The organism is Agrococcus versicolor, from assembly GCF_039531815.1.
GTDB classification, from domain to species: Bacteria; Actinomycetota; Actinomycetes; order Actinomycetales; family Microbacteriaceae; genus Agrococcus; species Agrococcus versicolor.
The window spans coordinates 206,388-222,248 of sequence record NZ_BAAAQT010000005.1 but is presented as its reverse complement, the minus strand read 5'-3'; the positions used below and the strand labels follow the sequence as shown (position 1 = coordinate 222,248).

Annotated in this window: 17 protein-coding genes and 1 tRNA gene; 6 read left to right on the top strand and 12 right to left on the bottom strand. The window is 72.2% G+C overall.

What is annotated here, in order from left to right:
* Positions 1–19: 19 nt before the first annotated feature.
* Genes ilvC through ilvD form a run of 4 tightly spaced genes read right to left on the bottom strand, consistent with a single transcriptional unit; the run spans position 20 to position 5,120 of the window.
* Positions 20–1,045, bottom strand: coding sequence for a ketol-acid reductoisomerase (gene ilvC, locus ABD249_RS03795; protein ID WP_344340484.1), 1,026 nt, complete (start codon positions 1,043–1,045; stop codon positions 20–22).
* 56 nt (positions 1,046–1,101) lie between these two features.
* Complete coding sequence (gene ilvN, locus ABD249_RS03790) at positions 1,102–1,611, bottom strand: acetolactate synthase small subunit (RefSeq protein WP_344340482.1); 510 nt, start codon at positions 1,609–1,611, stop codon at positions 1,102–1,104.
* Positions 1,611–3,398: an acetolactate synthase large subunit gene (locus ABD249_RS03785; protein WP_344340480.1), complete on the bottom strand. Its 1,788-nt coding sequence runs from the start codon at positions 3,396–3,398 to the stop codon at positions 1,611–1,613. The genes ilvN and ABD249_RS03785 overlap by 1 nt, the downstream gene beginning before the upstream one ends.
* Positions 3,399–3,428: 30 nt before the next feature.
* Entirely contained in the window at positions 3,429–5,120 is a 1,692-nt protein-coding gene (ilvD, locus tag ABD249_RS03780; RefSeq protein WP_344340478.1) for a dihydroxy-acid dehydratase, read from the bottom strand.
* 76 nt (positions 5,121–5,196) lie between these two features.
* Here ilvD and ABD249_RS03775 point away from each other — a divergent pair, with 76 nt between their 5' ends.
* From ABD249_RS03775 to ABD249_RS03760, 4 genes are all read left to right on the top strand, one after another.
* Positions 5,197–5,994, top strand: a complete 798-nt coding sequence (locus ABD249_RS03775; protein WP_344340476.1) for a sugar phosphate isomerase/epimerase family protein — start codon at positions 5,197–5,199, stop codon at positions 5,992–5,994.
* Between the two features lie 65 nt (positions 5,995–6,059).
* The gene (locus ABD249_RS03770) at positions 6,060–6,269 is read left to right on the top strand and encodes a hypothetical protein (RefSeq protein WP_344340474.1); all 210 of its coding nucleotides are present in this window, start codon (positions 6,060–6,062) and stop codon (positions 6,267–6,269) included.
* 16 nt (positions 6,270–6,285) lie between these two features.
* Positions 6,286–7,167 (top strand): PfkB family carbohydrate kinase, encoded by an 882-nt coding sequence (locus ABD249_RS03765; protein ID WP_344340472.1) that lies wholly within the window; start codon positions 6,286–6,288, stop codon positions 7,165–7,167.
* 116 nt (positions 7,168–7,283) lie between these two features.
* Positions 7,284–8,507: a pyridoxal phosphate-dependent aminotransferase gene (locus ABD249_RS03760; protein ID WP_344340469.1), complete on the top strand. Its 1,224-nt coding sequence runs from the start codon at positions 7,284–7,286 to the stop codon at positions 8,505–8,507.
* Between the two features lie 6 nt (positions 8,508–8,513).
* Here the strand turns inward: ABD249_RS03760 and ABD249_RS03755 are convergent, their stop codons facing one another.
* The 3 genes from ABD249_RS03755 to ABD249_RS03745 all read right to left on the bottom strand — a co-directional run bounded on the left by ABD249_RS03755 (position 8,514) and on the right by ABD249_RS03745 (position 9,942).
* Positions 8,514–9,416 (bottom strand): hypothetical protein, encoded by a 903-nt coding sequence (locus ABD249_RS03755; protein ID WP_344340467.1) that lies wholly within the window; start codon positions 9,414–9,416, stop codon positions 8,514–8,516.
* A 24-nt stretch (positions 9,417–9,440) separates the two neighbouring features.
* The gene (locus tag ABD249_RS03750) at positions 9,441–9,782 is read right to left on the bottom strand and encodes a hypothetical protein (protein ID WP_344340466.1); all 342 of its coding nucleotides are present in this window, start codon (positions 9,780–9,782) and stop codon (positions 9,441–9,443) included.
* Between the two features lie 87 nt (positions 9,783–9,869).
* Positions 9,870–9,942 (bottom strand) — tRNA-Lys (locus tag ABD249_RS03745).
* A 66-nt stretch (positions 9,943–10,008) separates the two neighbouring features.
* On the opposite strand from ABD249_RS03745, the gene bcp reads away from it, so the two are divergent.
* Entirely contained in the window at positions 10,009–10,479 is a 471-nt protein-coding gene (bcp, locus tag ABD249_RS03740; protein ID WP_344340463.1) for a thioredoxin-dependent thiol peroxidase, read from the top strand.
* An 8-nt stretch (positions 10,480–10,487) separates the two neighbouring features.
* On the opposite strand, the gene ABD249_RS03735 is transcribed toward bcp, so the two are convergent.
* The 4 genes from ABD249_RS03735 to ABD249_RS03720 form a co-directional block, all read right to left on the bottom strand.
* Entirely contained in the window at positions 10,488–11,069 is a 582-nt protein-coding gene (locus tag ABD249_RS03735; protein ID WP_344340461.1) for a GNAT family N-acetyltransferase, read from the bottom strand.
* Positions 11,066–11,494 (bottom strand): pyrimidine dimer DNA glycosylase/endonuclease V, encoded by a 429-nt coding sequence (locus ABD249_RS03730; protein WP_344340458.1) that lies wholly within the window; start codon positions 11,492–11,494, stop codon positions 11,066–11,068. Before ABD249_RS03730 ends, ABD249_RS03735 begins: the two co-directional genes overlap by 4 nt.
* A 33-nt stretch (positions 11,495–11,527) precedes the next feature.
* Positions 11,528–13,207 (bottom strand): ABC-F family ATP-binding cassette domain-containing protein, encoded by a 1,680-nt coding sequence (locus tag ABD249_RS03725; RefSeq protein ID WP_344340456.1) that lies wholly within the window; start codon positions 13,205–13,207, stop codon positions 11,528–11,530.
* Positions 13,208–13,270: 63 nt separating this feature from the next.
* Entirely contained in the window at positions 13,271–13,687 is a 417-nt protein-coding gene (locus ABD249_RS03720) for a hypothetical protein (protein ID WP_344340453.1), read from the bottom strand.
* 143 nt (positions 13,688–13,830) lie between these two features.
* Here ABD249_RS03720 and ABD249_RS03715 point away from each other — a divergent pair, with 143 nt between their 5' ends.
* Entirely contained in the window at positions 13,831–14,079 is a 249-nt protein-coding gene (locus ABD249_RS03715) for a WhiB family transcriptional regulator (RefSeq protein ID WP_092505597.1), read from the top strand.
* Positions 14,080–14,376: 297 nt separating this feature from the next.
* Here ABD249_RS03715 and ABD249_RS03710 read toward each other — a convergent pair whose 3' ends face one another.
* Positions 14,377–15,858, bottom strand: a complete 1,482-nt coding sequence (locus ABD249_RS03710; protein WP_344340447.1) for a sensor histidine kinase — start codon at positions 15,856–15,858, stop codon at positions 14,377–14,379.
* Positions 15,859–15,861: the final 3 nt, after the last annotated feature.

Genomic DNA, 15,861 nt, shown 5'->3' with positions numbered 1-15,861 from the left:
TCGACGAGCGGAGCCGGGGTCAGCGGGCGGCGGAGCCGTCCGTGTAGTCGGCGTCCGGCTGCTCCCAGGCGAAGAGCGAGCGCAGCTGCTTGCCGGTCGCCTCGATGGGGTGGCCGGCCTGCTCCTCGCGGAGGCGGTTGAACTCGGGCGCGCCGGCGTCCTGGTCCTCGATGAAGCGCTTCGCGAACGCACCCGACTGGATGTCGGCGAGCACGGCCTGCATGTTCTTCTTCACGTCGGGGCTGATGACGCGCGGGCCCGAGACGTAGTCGCCGTACTCGGCGGTGTCGGAGATCGACCAGCGCTGCTTCGCGATGCCGCCCTCCCACATGAGGTCGACGATGAGCTTGAGCTCGTGCAGCACCTCGAAGTAGGCGATCTCGGGCTGGTAGCCGGCCTCGATGAGCGTCTCGAAGCCGTACTGGACGAGCTGCGACGTGCCGCCGCAGAGCACGGCCTGCTCGCCGAAGAGGTCCGTCTCCGTCTCCTCGGTGAACGTCGTCTTGATGCCGCCGGCGCGCAGGCCGCCGATCGCCTTCGCGTACGACCATGCGAGGTCCCACGCCGAGCCGGTCGCGTCGACCTCGACGGCGACGATCACGGGCACGCCGCGGCCTGCCTCGTACTCGCGACGCACGGTGTGGCCGGGGCCCTTGGGGGCGACGAGCACGACGTCGACGCCCTCCGGCGCCTGGATGTAGTCGAAGCGGATGTTGAAGCCGTGGCTGAACAGCAGCGTCTTGCCCTCGGCGAGCACGGGCGCGATGTCATCGGCGTAGATGCCGCGCTGGTGCTGGTCGGGCGCGAGGATGACGATGACGTCGGCCCACTCCGCGACCTCGCGGTTCGTGCCGACGGTGAAGCCCGCCTCCTCCGCCTTGGCGCGCGAGCGCGACTCGGCCTTGAGGCCGATGCGCACGTCGACGCCCGAGTCGCGCAGGTTCTGCGCGTGGGCGTGGCCCTGCGAGCCGTAGCCGATGACGGCGACCTTCTTGCCCTGGATGAGTCCCAGGTCTGCCTTGTCGTCGTAGATGACCTCGGTCATGATGCGGGTGCTCCTCGTTCGTTCGTTCGTGGTGGTTCTGGGGATGCGCGGCTGCGTCAGGAGCGCAGCACGCGCTCGGAGATCGACTTGCCGCCGCGGCCGATGGCGAGGAGGCCCGACTGGGCGATCTCCTTGATGCCGTACGGCTCGAGCAGGCGCAGCAGCGCCTGGCACTTGGCGCTGTCGCCCGTGACCTCGATGACGAGCGCATCGGTCGTCACGTCGACGACGCGGGCGCGGAAGAGGTTCGTCGCCTCGAGGATCTGCGAGCGGGTCGCGTGGTCGACCTTCACCTTGATGAGCATGTGCTCGCGCTGCACCGAGGCCGGCGGCTCGAGCTCGACGATCTTCACGACGTTGATGAGCTTGTTCAGCTGCTTCGTCACCTGCTCGAGCGGCAGGCCCTCGACGTCGACGACGACCGTGATGCGCGAGAGACCCGCGATCTCGGTCTTGCCGACCGCGAGCGACTCGATGTTGAATCCACGGCGGGCGAAGAGCCCGGCCACGCGGGTCAGCAGACCCGGCTTGTCCTCCACCAGGAGGGAGAGCACGTGCGTCGTCATCATTCCTCACCCCACTCCGGGCTGTGCTCCTTGGCGTACTGCACGAAGGAGTTGGACACGCCCTGCGGCACCATCGGCCACACCATCGCGTCCTTCGACACGATGAAGTCGATGACGACGGGGCGATCGTTGGTCTCGAGGGCGAGGCGGATGGCGTCGTCGACCTGCTCGGGCCTCGTGACGCGGATCGCGAGGCAGCCGTACGCCTCGCCGAGCTTCACGAAGTCGGGGATCATGCGCGCGTCGTCGCCGGTCTCGAGGTCGGTGAACGAGAAGCGCCCCTCGTAGAAGAGGTTCTGCCACTGCCGCACCATGCCGAGCGACGAGTTGTTGATGATCGCGACCTTGATGGGGATGTCGTTGAGCGCGCAGGTCGCGAGCTCCTGGTTCGTCATCTGGAAGCAGCCGTCGCCGTCGATCGCCCACACGACGCGCTCGGGCTCGGCGACCTTCGCACCCATGGCGGCGGGCACGGCGTAGCCCATGGTGCCGGCGCCGCCGGAGTTCAGCCACGAGTTCGGGCGCTCGTAGCGGATGAACTGCGCCGCCCACATCTGATGCTGCCCCACGCCCGAGGCGTAGACCGCCTCCGGGCCCGTGAGCTCGCCGATGCGCTGGATGACGTGCTGGGGCGCGAGCTTGCCGTCGGTCGTCTCGGCGAAGCCGAGCGGGAACCGCGCCTGCAGGCCGTGGAGCCGCTCCCACCAGTCGGTGAGGTCGGGGCGGCCGCTCGAGATCGCGTCCTGGAAGGCGACCGAGAGGTCGGAGGCGACGTCGCGCACGTCGCCGACGATCGGCACGTCGGCCGTGCGGATCTTCGAGATCTCGGCCGGGTCGACGTCGACGTGGATGACCTTGGCGCCGGGGGCGAACTCCGACGCCTTGCCCGTGACGCGGTCGTCGAAGCGCGCGCCGAGGGCGAGGATGAGGTCGGACTCCTGCAGCGCGAGCACCGCGGGCACCGTGCCGTGCATGCCGGGCATGCCGAGGTGCTGCGCGTGCGAGTCGGGGAACGCGCCGCGCGCCATGAGGGTCGTGACGACGGGCGCGCCGATCGCCTCGGCGAGCTCGCGCACCTCCTCCGACGCCTTCGCGCGGATCACGCCGCCGCCCACGTAGAGGACGGGGCGCTCGGAGCGCGCGAGCAGCGCGGCGGCCGCCTGGATCTGCTTGCCGTGCGCCTTCGTGACGGGGCGGTAGCCGGGCAGGTCGATGCGGTCGGGCCACACGAACGGCGCCGACAGCTGCTGGGCGTCCTTCGTGACGTCGACGAGCACGGGGCCGGGACGACCGGTCGAGGCGATGTGGAACGCCGCCTGCAGCACCGCGGGCACGTCGGCGGGGTCGGTCACGAGGAAGGAGTGCTTCGTGATGGGCATCGTGATGCCCGTGATGTCCGCCTCCTGGAAGGCGTCGGTGCCCATGAGGTGGCTGAACACCTGGCCCGTGATCGCCACGAGCGGCACCGAGTCCATGTAGGCGTCGGCGATGGCCGTGACGAGGTTCGTCGCGCCGGGGCCGCTCGTCGCGATCGCGACGCCGACCTTGTTCGACGCGGACGCGTAGCCCTCGGCGGCGTGTCCGGCTCCCTGCTCGTGCCGCACGAGGATGTGCCGCACGGCCGACTGCTGCATGAGCTCGTCGTAGAAGGGGATGATGGCGCCGCCGGGCAGCCCGAAGACGTCGGTGACGCCCAGGAGCTCGAGCGAGCGCAGGATGGCCCCCGAGCCGGTGAGGACCTCAGGCCCCTGCACCCTCGGCGGCGTCGGACGTGGCGCGATGGTCATGGCGATCTCCTTGCACGCGTCATGCGTGCGTCAGCCCGTGACGGCTCCCTGCGCTGCGGAGCGCACGAGACGGGCGTACTTTGCGAGGACTCCCCGCGTGTAGCGCGGCGGAAGCGGCTCCCATGCCTCACGGCGGGATGCGAGCTCTGCGTCGTCGACCAGTAGGTCGATGCGCTGAGCCGGGATGTCGACGCGAATGGTGTCGCCATCACGGACCAAGGAGATGGGACCTTCGTCCACCGCCTCGGGCGCGATGTGGCCGATGCACAGGCCGGTTGTGCCGCCTGAGAATCGTCCGTCCGTCAACAGTAGTACATCCTTGCCGAGGCCTGCGCCCTTGATGGCCGCCGTGATGGCGAGCATCTCGCGCATGCCGGGCCCGCCCTTGGGTCCCTCGTAGCGGATGACGACGACGTCGCCCGCCTGGATGCGACCCTCGGTGAGCGCGTCCATGGCGGCGCGCTCGCGCTCGAACACGCGCGCGGGGCCTTCGAACGTCTCGGCGTCGAAGCCTGCGGTCTTCACGACCGCGCCCTCGGGCGCGAGCGAGCCGTGCAGCACCGTGAGGCCGCCCGTGGCGTGGATGGGGTCGTCGATGCGGCGCACGACCGTGCCGTCGAGCGGCGCGGGGGCGAGCTCGGCGAGGTTCTCGGCGACCGTCCTCCCGGTGACCGTGAGCGCGTCGCCGTGCAGGAGGCCGGCCTCGAGCAGCGCCGCCATGACGACGGGCATGCCGCCGACGCGGTCGAAGTCCTGCGCGACGAAGCGGCCGAACGGCTTGACGTCGGCGAGGTGCGGCGAGCGGGCGCCGATCTCGCGGAAGTCCTCGAGCGACAGCTCGACGCCCGCCTCGTGGGCGATCGCGAGCAGGTGCAGCACGGCGTTCGTGGAGCCGCCGAGCACCATCGCGACCGTGATGGCGTTCTCGAACGCCTTGCGCGTGAGGATGTCGCGGGCGGTGATGCCCTTGCGCAGCAGCTCGACGACGGCCTCGCCCGAGCGGTGCGCGTACATGTCGCGGCGGCGGTCGGCGGACAGCGGCGTCGACGAGCCGGGCAGGCTCATGCCGAGCGCCTCCGCGATGCACGCCATCGTGTTCGCGGTGTACATGCCGCCGCAGGCGCCCTCGCCCGGCGCGAAGCCGCACTCGATGCGCTTGAGGTCCTCCTCGCTCATGGTGCCGGCCTTGCACGCGCCGACCGCCTCGAACGAGTCGATGATCGTGAGCTCCTTCTCGGTGCCGTCCGACAGCCTCACCCAGCCGGGCGCGATCGAGCCGGCGTAGACGAAGACGCTCGCGAGGTCGAGGCGCGCGGCGGCCATGAGCATGCCGGGCAGCGACTTGTCGCAGCCGGCGAGCAGCACGGTGCCGTCGAGGCGCTCGGCCATGACGACGGTCTCGACGGAGTCGGCGATGACCTCGCGGCTCACGAGCGAGAAGTGCATGCCCTCGTGGCCCATCGAGATGCCGTCGGAGACGGAGATGGTGCCGAACTGCAGCGGGTAGCCGCCGCCGGCGTGCACGCCCTCGCGGGAGCCCTGCGCGAGCCGGTCGAGGGAGAGGTTGCACGGCGTGATGTCGTTCCACGACGACGCGATGCCGATCTGGGGCTTGTCCCAGTCGTCGTCGCCCATGCCGACGGCGCGCAGCATGCCGCGGCTCGTCGTCGCCTCGATGCCGTCGGTGACCGCGCGCGAGCGCGGCTTGATGTCGATCGCCATGGTCGAAGTCTAGGAGCGCCGCGCACCCGCCACGGCATCCGGTCGTGCGCGTGCCCCGTGCGGGCGCGCTAGCGTCATGCGAGTGATCCCCGTCGGACTCAGCACGATCAGCGTCTTCCCCCGTGGCGTGGAGGACGGCTTCCGGCTGTCCGCCGAGACCGGATACGACGGCGTCGAGGTCATGGTGACCACGGATGCGAAGACGCGCGACGCCGATCGCCTCAAGGTGCTCGCGCGGGCGTACGAGCAGCCGATCCTCGCGATCCACGCGCCGACCCTCCTGCTGACGACCTTCGTGTGGGGCCGGGACGACTTCGTGAAGCTCGAGCGCTCGGCGCAGCTCGCGGTCGACACGGGCGCCTCGACGGTCGTCGTGCACCCGCCCTTCCGGTGGCAGGGGAAGTACGCGGCGACGTTCGAGGACTCCGTCCGCGCGACGGAGGACAAGTACGACATCGCGATCGCGGTCGAGAACATGTTCCCGTGGCGCACGGGCGGCAAGGACCGCAAGGCGTACCTGCCGGGCATCGACCCGAGCCTCATGGACGTCCGCCACGCGACGCTCGACTTCTCGCACTGCGCGCTGTCGGGGCGCGACTCGCTCGAGCTCGCGAAGGACCTCGGGCCACGCCTGCGCCACCTGCACCTCACCGACGGCATCGGCGGCAAGGGCAATCGCACCTCCGACGAGCACCTCGTGCCCGGCCGCGGCAACGAGCCGGTCGCCGAGACCCTGCAGATGCTCGCGGCGACCGGGTTCGACGGCCAGGTGATCGCCGAGATCAAGACGCGCAACGTGCGCACCGACAAGGATCGCCGCGCGCTCATCCAGGAGACGATCGACTTCGCGCGGACGCACCTGGGCCAGGCGTGATGCCCACGCGGGGCGCCGCTGTCGACCCCTCACCGCGCATCCTCCGGCTTCGGTAGCGTGAGCGCGTGCGCAAGTACCTCCTGAACCCTGGATTCGTCGCCGCCATCGTGAGCGGCATCGGCGTCGTCAAGATGACCCGCGAGGGCCCGCGCGACTGGCGCCTCGGCCTCCTGTGGGCGTCGTGGGGCATCGGCATCGCCCTCGCCGTCGGCTCCGTCCTCGACGACGACAAGCGCGTACGCGCCGAGGAGCTCGATCGCGAGCTCGGGCTCTGAGGCCCCGGGTGCTCGCATGACGCGCGTCGCCGTCGTCGGCGACGCCCTCGTCGACGTCGTCGACGGGCGCGGCGTGCCCGGCGGCGCGGCGCTCAACGTCGCGGTCGGCCTCGCCCGGCTCGGCGTCGACGTCGACCTCGTCGCGATGGTCGCCGACGACGAGCCCGGTCGGCTGCTCGTCGCGCACGCCGCCGCGCACGGCGTGCGCCTGGCCGCGACGCCCGCGCCGCTCGGCACCGCCACGGCGACCGCGACGCGCGACGGCGACACCATGCGGTACGTCTTCAACGAGGCCGGCGTGCGCCGTCACGTCGACGTCACGCACCTCCTCCCCCTGCTCGACGCCGCCGACCTCGTCGTCGTCTCGTGCATGGCGCTCGACGACCAGGAGCAGGCCGAGCCGCTCCTGCGCATCGCCGACCCCGAGCGCCGCCTCGTGCTCGACCCGAACCCGCGGCCCGGCTACCTGCCGACCGCCGAGCACGTCGTGCGGTTCCGCGAGGCCGTCGAGCGCCTCGCGTCGCGCGCCCGGCTCACGAAGGTCGGCGACGAGGATGCGGAGCTCGTGTGGGGCACCGAGCCGCACGCCGTCGCATCGCGGCTCCTCGTGCGCGGCGCGGGCACCGTGCTCGTCACCGAGGGCCCCGAGGGCGCGACGGCCCACACGCGCACCGGCAGCCTCCACGCGCCGATCCACGCCATGGACGAGCCGATCGTCGACACGATCGGCGCGGGCGACGCGACGATCGCGACCGTCGCCGCCGCGCTCGCGGACCTCGACGCTCGCGGTCGCGACGTCGGCGACGAGGAGTGGTCCGGCATCCTCGTCGACGCCATGGCGATCGCCGCGCACACGTGCCGCGTCGCGGGCGGCATGCTGCAGCTGCCGTCGCGCTGACCCGGGCGAGACCCGCCGGGGCGAGCACGGTCCGCTCCCGCGCGGGTGGCCCTCGCGGTCCGCGAGGTCGGCAGTGGCGGCACGGCCGCGCCGTCCGGCCGACCTAGCATGGTGCGATGGAGCTCAAGTCCCTCGACCAGTCGTCGAAGCTGCGCCACGTCCTCTACGAGATCCGTGGACCGGTGCACGCCGAGGCCTCGCGCCTCGAGGCCGAGGGGCACCGCATCCTCAAGCTCAACATCGGCAACCCGAAGCCGTTCGGGTTCGAGACGCCCGAGACGATCGTGCAGGACATGATCGCCGAGATCCGCAACGCGGAGGGCTACTCGGAGTCGAAGGGCATCCTGTCGGCGCGACGCGCCGTCGTGGCGAGGTACGAGGGCGTCGAGGGGTTCCCGCAGCTCACGGTCGACGACGTCTACCTCGGCAACGGCGTCTCCGAGCTCATCACGATCACGATGCAGGCGCTGCTCGACGAGGGCGACGAGGTGCTGATCCCCGCGCCCGACTACCCGCTGTGGACGGCGATGACGAGCCTCGCGGGCGGCACGCCCGTGCACTACCTGTGCGACGAGCAGGCCGACTGGCAGCCCGACCTCGCCGACCTCGAGTCGAAGATCACGCCGCGCACGAAGGCGCTCGTCGTCATCAACCCCAACAACCCCACGGGCGCGGTCTACTCCCCCGAGGTGCTGCAGGGCATCGTCGACCTCGCGCGCAGGCACTCGCTGCTCGTCCTCGCCGACGAGATCTACGACCGCATCCTGTACGACGGCGCGCAGCACACGTCGATCGCCTCGCTCGCGCCCGACCTGCTCACGATCACGTACAACGGCCTGTCGAAGACGTACCGCGCCGCGGGCTTCCGCGCCGGATGGATGGTGATCGCAGGCCCGAAGCACCACGCGAAGGGCTTCCTGCAGGGCATCGACCTGCTGACCTCGACGCGCCTGTGCCCCAACGTGCCGTCGCAGTACGGCATCCAGACGGCGCTCACGGGGCACCAGTCGATCGAGGACCTCATCCAGCCCGGCGGTCGCCTGCTCGAGCAGCGCGACGCCGCCGTCGAGGGGCTGCGGGCGATCCCGGGCGTGTCGGTCGTCGCCCCGCGCGGCGCGCTCTACGCCTTCCCGCGGCTCGATCCCGAGGTGCACGCCATCCACGACGACGAGCGGCTCGTGCTCGACCTGCTGCTGCGCGAGAAGATCCTCGTCGTGCAGGGATCGGGCTTCAACTGGCCGGCGCCCGACCACTTCCGCATCGTGACGCTGCCGTACGCCGACGACCTCACGATCGCGATCGAGCGCCTCGGCAACTTCCTGTCGTCGTACCGGCAGTAGCGCTCGTCACATGAGGCCGCAGGAGGCTGCGGCGTAGCCGAGCAGCGCGTCGCGCGTCGCGGCGTCGCTCGGCAGCCGCAGCGTGCGCGCCTCGCCGTCGAGCACCACGTCGAAGACGAAGATCGTGCCCTGCTTGTCCTCGGCGATCGCGTGGGCGTCGCACCGGCCGGGCTGCAGCACGAACGCCACCGTCTGCGCGGCGCCGCCAGGCACGACCGCGACGCCGATCGGCGTGCTCGAGACGCGAGCGCCCGTCGCGTCGACCATCGACAGCAGCACCGTGGAGGCCACCGAGACGACCTCGAGCGTGCCGGCGCCGGTGGGTGCGACCTCGAGGCGCACCGTCGCCTGACCACCGAGCACCGGGTCCGCCGTCTCGAGCGGCAGCCACGTGAGCGTCGCGACGGCCTCGACGTCGAGCCGCGTGCACGGCGCCTCGGTGAGCGTGGGGATCTGCCCGTACGGGTCGCCCGGGTCGACGCGCACCTCGGTGCCGTCGTCGAGCACGACGACGACCTCGTCGACGACGGCCGCGTCGTCGCACGTCGGCTCCGGCAGCTCGCCGCGCAGCGCCCGGCTCGCTCCTGCGGGGATCGTCGAGTCGTCGCCGCCGACGAGCGGCTCGACGAGCGCGTTCGAGCGGTACTCGGCATGGTCGACGACGATCTCCGCGTCGGACTCGTTCGTCACGACGATCCCCACGACGCCGCCTGCGACGTCGCCGCGGCCCTGCACGATCTCGGCGGACAGGACCGGCGGCGCGGGCTGGTCGGACGCGGAAGGCGCGGGCGCCGCGTCGCTCGCGCAGCCGACGAGGGCGGCCGTCATCGCGAGCACGACTCCCGCGGCGATCCTGCGCACGGCACCAGCATCCGCCATCCGGCGCTCGACGGCCAGCGGCAGGCTCATGACGGGTCGCTGGTCGCGTCGCCGCTAGCGCGTCTCGTCCACGGCGTCGTCGCGCTCGTCCGGACCCCGGTCCAGGTCGCGATCGAGATTCCGGCCGACCACGAGGGCGACGCCGAGGAGGATGCCGCCGAAGAGCACGACCGTCGCGACGAAGACGAGCATCCCCGGGTCTCCGAGCACCACGAGCCCTGCCGCCACGAGCGCGCAGACGCACCAGAGGACCAGCCAGGGGGTGAGCACCCGGCTCGCGCGCCTGCGCCCCTCCGGCGTCGCGGGCACCGATGCACGACGCAGCCGCACCATCGCGATCACCACCGCGAGCTGCCCGAGCGCGAAGACCATCATCGCCGCCGTGCCGAATCCCATGCCCCCAGGGTGACGACCCAGCCTGGGAGGTCGCGCCGCCGACATGACGAAGGCCCGGTCAGACTGTCGTCTGACCGGGCCTGCTCGTACACCCCCCGGGACTCGAACCCGGAACCAATTGATTAAGAGTCAACTGCTCTGCCAATTGAGCTAGAGGTGCTCGGTGGAGCCGAGGAATGACTCTAGCACGATGCGGGGGCATCCCTCGACCCGGGAGGATGGAGGCATGCCTCTCGCCGTCGGTGACCTCGCGCCGGACTTCGCCCTCCCCGCCCACGACGGCTCGACCGTCCGCCTCTCGGACCTGCGCGGCCAGCGCGTGATCCTGTGGTTCTACCCCGAGGCGATGTCGCCCGGCTGCACGCAGCAGGCGTGCGGCTTCCGCGACGCGATCGAGCCGCTCGCCGCCGAGGGCCTCACGGTGCTCGGCATCTCGCGCGACGGCGTCGAGCGCCTCGCCCGCTTCGTCGAGCGCGACGCGATCCCCTTCCCGCTGCTCAGCGACGCCGACCTGCAGGTGCACCTCGCGTACGACACGTTCGGCGAGAAGCAGCTCTACGGCAGGACGGTGCAGGGCGTGCGTCGCACGACGCTCGTCGTCGGCGCCGACGGCCGCATCGAGCACGCGTTCTACAACACGAAGGCCAAGGGCCACGTCGACATGCTGCGCAAGCGGCTGGGCTTCGCCGCTGCCTGAGCCGGCGCTCAGCGCTCGGCGAGCAGCACCATCGTCGACGTGCCGACGTCCGGGTCGTCGATGGTCTCGGCGAGCCATGCCGGCCGCGATCGCAGCACCGTCCGCCAGCCGTCGGCGCGGTAGCGACGCACCGCGGCCTCGTTGACGTCGACGACCTCGAGGCACGGCCGCAGCCCTCGGGCGCGGATGTCGTCGACGACGGTCGCGAGCAGCCGCGGCCCGAGCCCGACGCCGCGCGCGGCCGGGTCGACGAACAGCGCCGACACCCACGCGAGCTCGTCGACGTCGCACGCGTGCGCGGCGGCGCACGCTTCGGCCGCCGTCGACCGGGCGCCCGTCGCTGGATCCACGCCGTGCTGCGCTGCGGCCGCCGGGGCGCGCAGCCAGCAGGCGTGGCCGAGGATGCGTCCGCCCGCGTGCGCCGTCCAGGCCGCGGCCGCGTCGTCGGCGTGCAGGAAGTCCTCCGCCGGGAACGGCAGGGGGTTCCGCAGCGGGTACCGCGTCGCCGGCTGCTGGCGCCAGAGGGCAGCGACGAGGTCCGGCAGGTCGCCCGCGACGCGCGAGCGGATCGCGGTCGGCTGCGCGCTCATGGGCGCTCCCACGACGCCACCGGGCCGTCGACCGCATGGAAGAGCGGATGCGGCGCAGGGTCCGAGGCGGCGAGCGCCGCTGCGCGGGCCGGCTCGCGCTCGGCGACCTTCGCCAGCAGGTGCCCGTGCTCGTGCGCGAGCTGCCCGGTGGTGACCGCGAGCCGCTCGGCGTCGCGCACCGGCATCCGGATCCGCGAGGCGTCGAAGCGGTATCCGCGCGCATCCGCCTCGTCGGCGAGATGCACGAGGTACGCGCCGATCACGGCCAGGGGATCCGGGTCGGCGCGGAAGCGCTCGAGCTGCGGATGCGCGAGGTAGCCGCGCGTCGCACCGGCGAGCACCGCCTGTGCGAGCAGCGCCTCGCGCCAGCCTGCCACGAGGCCGCGCCGGTCGAGCAGCGCGGGATGCAGCGACCAGATCCTCACCGCTCCACGCTAGCCCGCGCGGAGCGCCGCGGGTCAGCCCTCGACGACCCGACCATCCTCGACCCGCCAGCGCCGGTCGACGCGCACGGCGTCGAGCATCCGCCGGTCGTGCGTGACGAGCAGCAGCGTGCCCTCGTACGACTCGAGCGCCTGCTCGAGCTGCTCGATCGCCGGCAGGTCGAGGTGGTTCGTCGGCTCGTCGAGCACGAGCACGTTCACGCCGCGCGCCTGCAGCAGGGCGAGCCCGGCACGCGTGCGCTCGCCGGGCGAGAGCTCGTCGACGGGCCTGCCGACGTGGTCGGCGCGCAGGCCGAACTTCGCCAGCAGCGTGCGCACCTCCGCCTGCGGCCAGTCCGGCACCTGCGCCTCGAAGGCGTCGGCGAGCGGCGTCGTGCCGGCGAGCACGGCGCGCGCCTGGTCGATCTCGCCGATGGCGACGGATGCGCCGAGGCTCGCCGAGCCCGCATCCGGCGCCTGGCGGCCGAGCAGCAGGCGCAGCAGCGTCGACTTGCCGGCGCCGTTCGCGCCCGTGATGCCGATGCGGTCGCCCGCGCGCACCTCGAGCGACAGCGGTCCGAGCTCGAAGGGCTCCCCCGCTGCGCCGTCGTGCCGCACGACGGCACCGGAGAGCGTGGAGACGACGCTCGAGCCCCGCGGCGCCGCGGCGATGACGAGCTCGAGCCGCCACTCCTTGCGCGGCTCCTCGACCTCGTCGAGCCGCGCGATGCGCGACTCCATCTGGCGGACCTTCTGCGCCTGCTTCTCGCTCGACTCCGAGGCGGCCTTGCGGCGGATCTTGTCGTTGTCGGGCGCCTTCTTCATCGCGTTGCGCACGCCCTGGCTCGACCACTCCCGCTGCGTGCGCGCACGCGACACGAGGTCCGCCTTCTTGTCGGCGAACTCGTCGTACGCCTCGCGCGCATGCCGGCGAGCGGTCGCGCGCTCCTCGAGGAACGCCTCGTAGCCGCCGCCGTAGACGCGGTTCGACGACTGCGCGAGGTCGAGCTCGAGCACCTTCGTCACGCACCGCGCGAGGAACTCGCGGTCGTGGCTCACGAGCACGATGCCGCCGCGCTGCTCCTGCACGAAGCGCTCGAGCCGATCGAGGCCGTCGAGGTCGAGGTCGTTCGTCGGCTCGTCGAGCAGCGCGACGTCGAAGCGCGACAGCAGCAGCGCCGCGAGGCCGACGCGCGCCGCCTGCCCGCCGCTGAGCGACGTCATGAGCGACGTGGGCCCGACGCCTGCGCCGGAGGCGAGGCCGAGGTCGGCGAGCACCTCCGGCAGCCGCTCGTCGAGGTCGGCGGCGCCGCTCGCGAGCCAGCGATCGAGGGCGACGGCGTAGACGTCGGATGCGTCGCGTCCGTCGCTGCGGCCCTCGGGCTCGGCGAGCGCGGCTGCCGCCTCGTCCATCTCGGCCGTCGCCTGCGCGCAGCCCGTGCGCCGGGCGACGTGCTCGGCCACGGTCTCCCCCGGCACCCGCTCGTGCTCCTGCGGCAGCCAGCCGACGAACGCGTCGGGCGGGTCGAGCATGACGGCGCCGTCCTGCGGCGCGTCGACGCCGGCGAGGATGCGCAGGAGCGTCGACTTGCCGGCGCCGTTCGCGCCGACGACGCCCACGACGTCGCCGGGGGCGACCGTGAGGTCGAGGTGCTCGAAGAGCGTGCGGTGGCCGTGGCCGCCCGCGAGGTCCTTCGCGACGAGTCGTGCGCTCATCCCTCGATCCTCGCAGCCGCGGGAGCGACCGAGGACATCGTCACCGCGTCGGCTCGACCCGGCTCACCCGTCGGCCTCGTCCGCCAGCCGCTCGAGGCGCTCGCGGGCGAGCCAGTCGCGCACGGGCTTGCGGAACACGAGGACGAGGGCCGCGAGGGCGGGCACGAACATCGCGAGCGCGAGCGGCACGGGGCCCTCGGCGCCGTTGTACGTGCCGAACGCGACGCCGATCTGCAGCACCTGCCAGACGACGACGGCGGCGCGAGACCACGACCGGCCGTCGAGCACGCCACGACCGGCCTGCACGAGGAAGAACGCGACGCCGGCGAGGCACGCGGCCCAGAACAGGCCGGCGGTCAGCTCGCGCGCCTCGGTGCCGATCACGGTGACGACCGACCAGATCGCCACGCCGAGGAGGGCGACGGCCTCGACGAAGACGATGACCGCCAGGATGGCCGCGGATCGCGGACGTTCGCTCATGTCTTCCATCAGACCTCTTGCCCTCGTCTCGACCCCTGTGGGAGCATTGATCCTTGGGTCGCTGGCGAGGACGCCGCCCCATCTGAGTCTTGACTTCGCCGCGAGCACGCGGAACCCGCTCACAACAGTACAAGGAGTGCCCCATGGATTGGCGCGATGACGCCGCATGCCTGACCGTCGACCCGGAGCTGTTCTTCCCGATCGGCAACACCGGGCCTGCGATCGACCAGATCGAGAAGGCGAAGACGGTCTGCGCGCGCTGCCCCGTGACGGAGCAGTGCCTCCAGTACGCCCTCGAGACCAACCAGGACTCGGGCGTGTGGGGTGGCCTCAGCGAGGACGAGCGCCGCGCCCTCAAGCGCCGCGCCGCCCGCGCTCGCCGCGCCAGCTGACGACCGCCTCGTCGACGACGGGCCGCTCCCTCGGGGGCGGCCCGTCGTCGCGTGCGGGGCAGGGTGTCGCGCGGGATGCCGCGGATCGCGAGGTGGTCGCGGCGACGTCGAACGGTCACGTCCTGCGGTCGGTCCTCATCGATCGGTCCACATCTGGACCGTTCGACGGCTCTGGAGCACCGAACACGACCGGTCGGCGCAGAAGGTGACCAGTCGGCGCAGATCGCGACCGGTCGACGCGGGATGCGACCGGTGGGCGCAGGACGCGACCGGTCAGCGCAGGGGTGACGCCGCGCGTCAGTCGCGCTCGATGAACCGCAACGGCAGCGAGATCGTGACCTCGGTGCCCTGGTCGACGCGCTGGCCCCAGTCGATGGCACCGGAGAGCTCGCCCGTGATGAGCGTCTTCACGATCTGCGTGCCGAGGCCCGAGCCGACGCGGCCGACGGGGAGGCCCGAGCCGTTGTCGCACACGCGCACCGTGAGCGTGTCGTCGTCGCGATCGGCGTTGATCCGCACGAGCCCGTCGTGCCTGCCCTCGAGGCCGTGCTCGACGGCGTTCGTCACGAGCTCGGTGAGCGCGAGCGCCAGCGGCGTCGCGTAGGCGGACGGCAGGACGCCGAACGAGCCCCGGCGCTCGGTGCGCACGCGGGCGTTGTGGATCGAGGCGACCTCGCTCGTGAGCTTGAGCGTGCGGTCGAAGACGGCGTCGAAGTCGACCGACTGGCTCAGCCCCTCCGAGAGGGTGTCGTGCACGACGGCGATCGACGCGACGCGACGCTCGGCGTTCACGAGTGCCTGCCGCGCCTCCTCGCTGTGCGTGCGTCGCGCCTGGATGCGCAGGAGCGCCGCGACCGTCTGCAGGTTGTTCTTCACGCGATGGTGGATCTCGCGGATCGTCGCATCCTTCGTGATGAGCGACTGCTCCTGGTGCCGCAGCTCGGTGACGTCGCGCGCGAGCACGATCGCGCCGATGCGGTCGCCCCCGCGGCGCAGCGGCACGGCGCGCAGCGAGATCGTGACCGAGTGCGTCTCGATGTCCGTGCGCCACGGCGCACGCCCCGTCACGACGAGCGGCAGCGTCTCGTCGACGTCGTGCGAGTCGTCGATGAGCTCGGTCGTCACCTCGGCGAGCGACCGCCCCTCGAGCTCCTCGCGGAAGCCGAGGCGCACGAACGCCGAGAGCGCGTTCGGGCTCGCGAACGTCACGGTGCCGGCGCTGTCGAGGCGGATGAGGCCGTCGGATGCGCGCGGGGCACCGCGGCGCGGGCCCGTGGGCGCGGACTCGTCGGGGTAGTCGCCGACCGTCATCATGCGCAGGAGGTCGTCGGCGCACTGCTTGAACGTGAGCTCCTGGCGGCTCGGGGTGCGCTCGGCGACGTACGAGTGGGTCGTGATGACCGCGACCGTCTCGTACGTGCCGCCGACGCGGCGCGCGACCGGCACGGCGCGCACGCGCGTGTCGCCGTCGGTGCCGGGCTCGGGATGCGTCGCCTCGACGATGCGGTGCGACGAGAACGCGTCGTCGACCTGCCCGCGCCACGCGTTGCGCACGGGCTGGCCGATGAAGTCGCGGTAGAAGAGCGTGCCGGACGACGAGGGTCGCGCGTGCGAGAGCGCGACGAAGCCGTCGGGGCCGTCGGTCGGCAGCCACAGCACGACGTCGGCGAAGGCGAGGTCGGCGATGAGCTGCCAGTCGCCGACGAGACGGTGGAACCAGGCGACGCCAGGGGCGTCCTCCGTGCCGTGCAGCTCGACGAGCGTCGCGAGGGTGGTCACCTC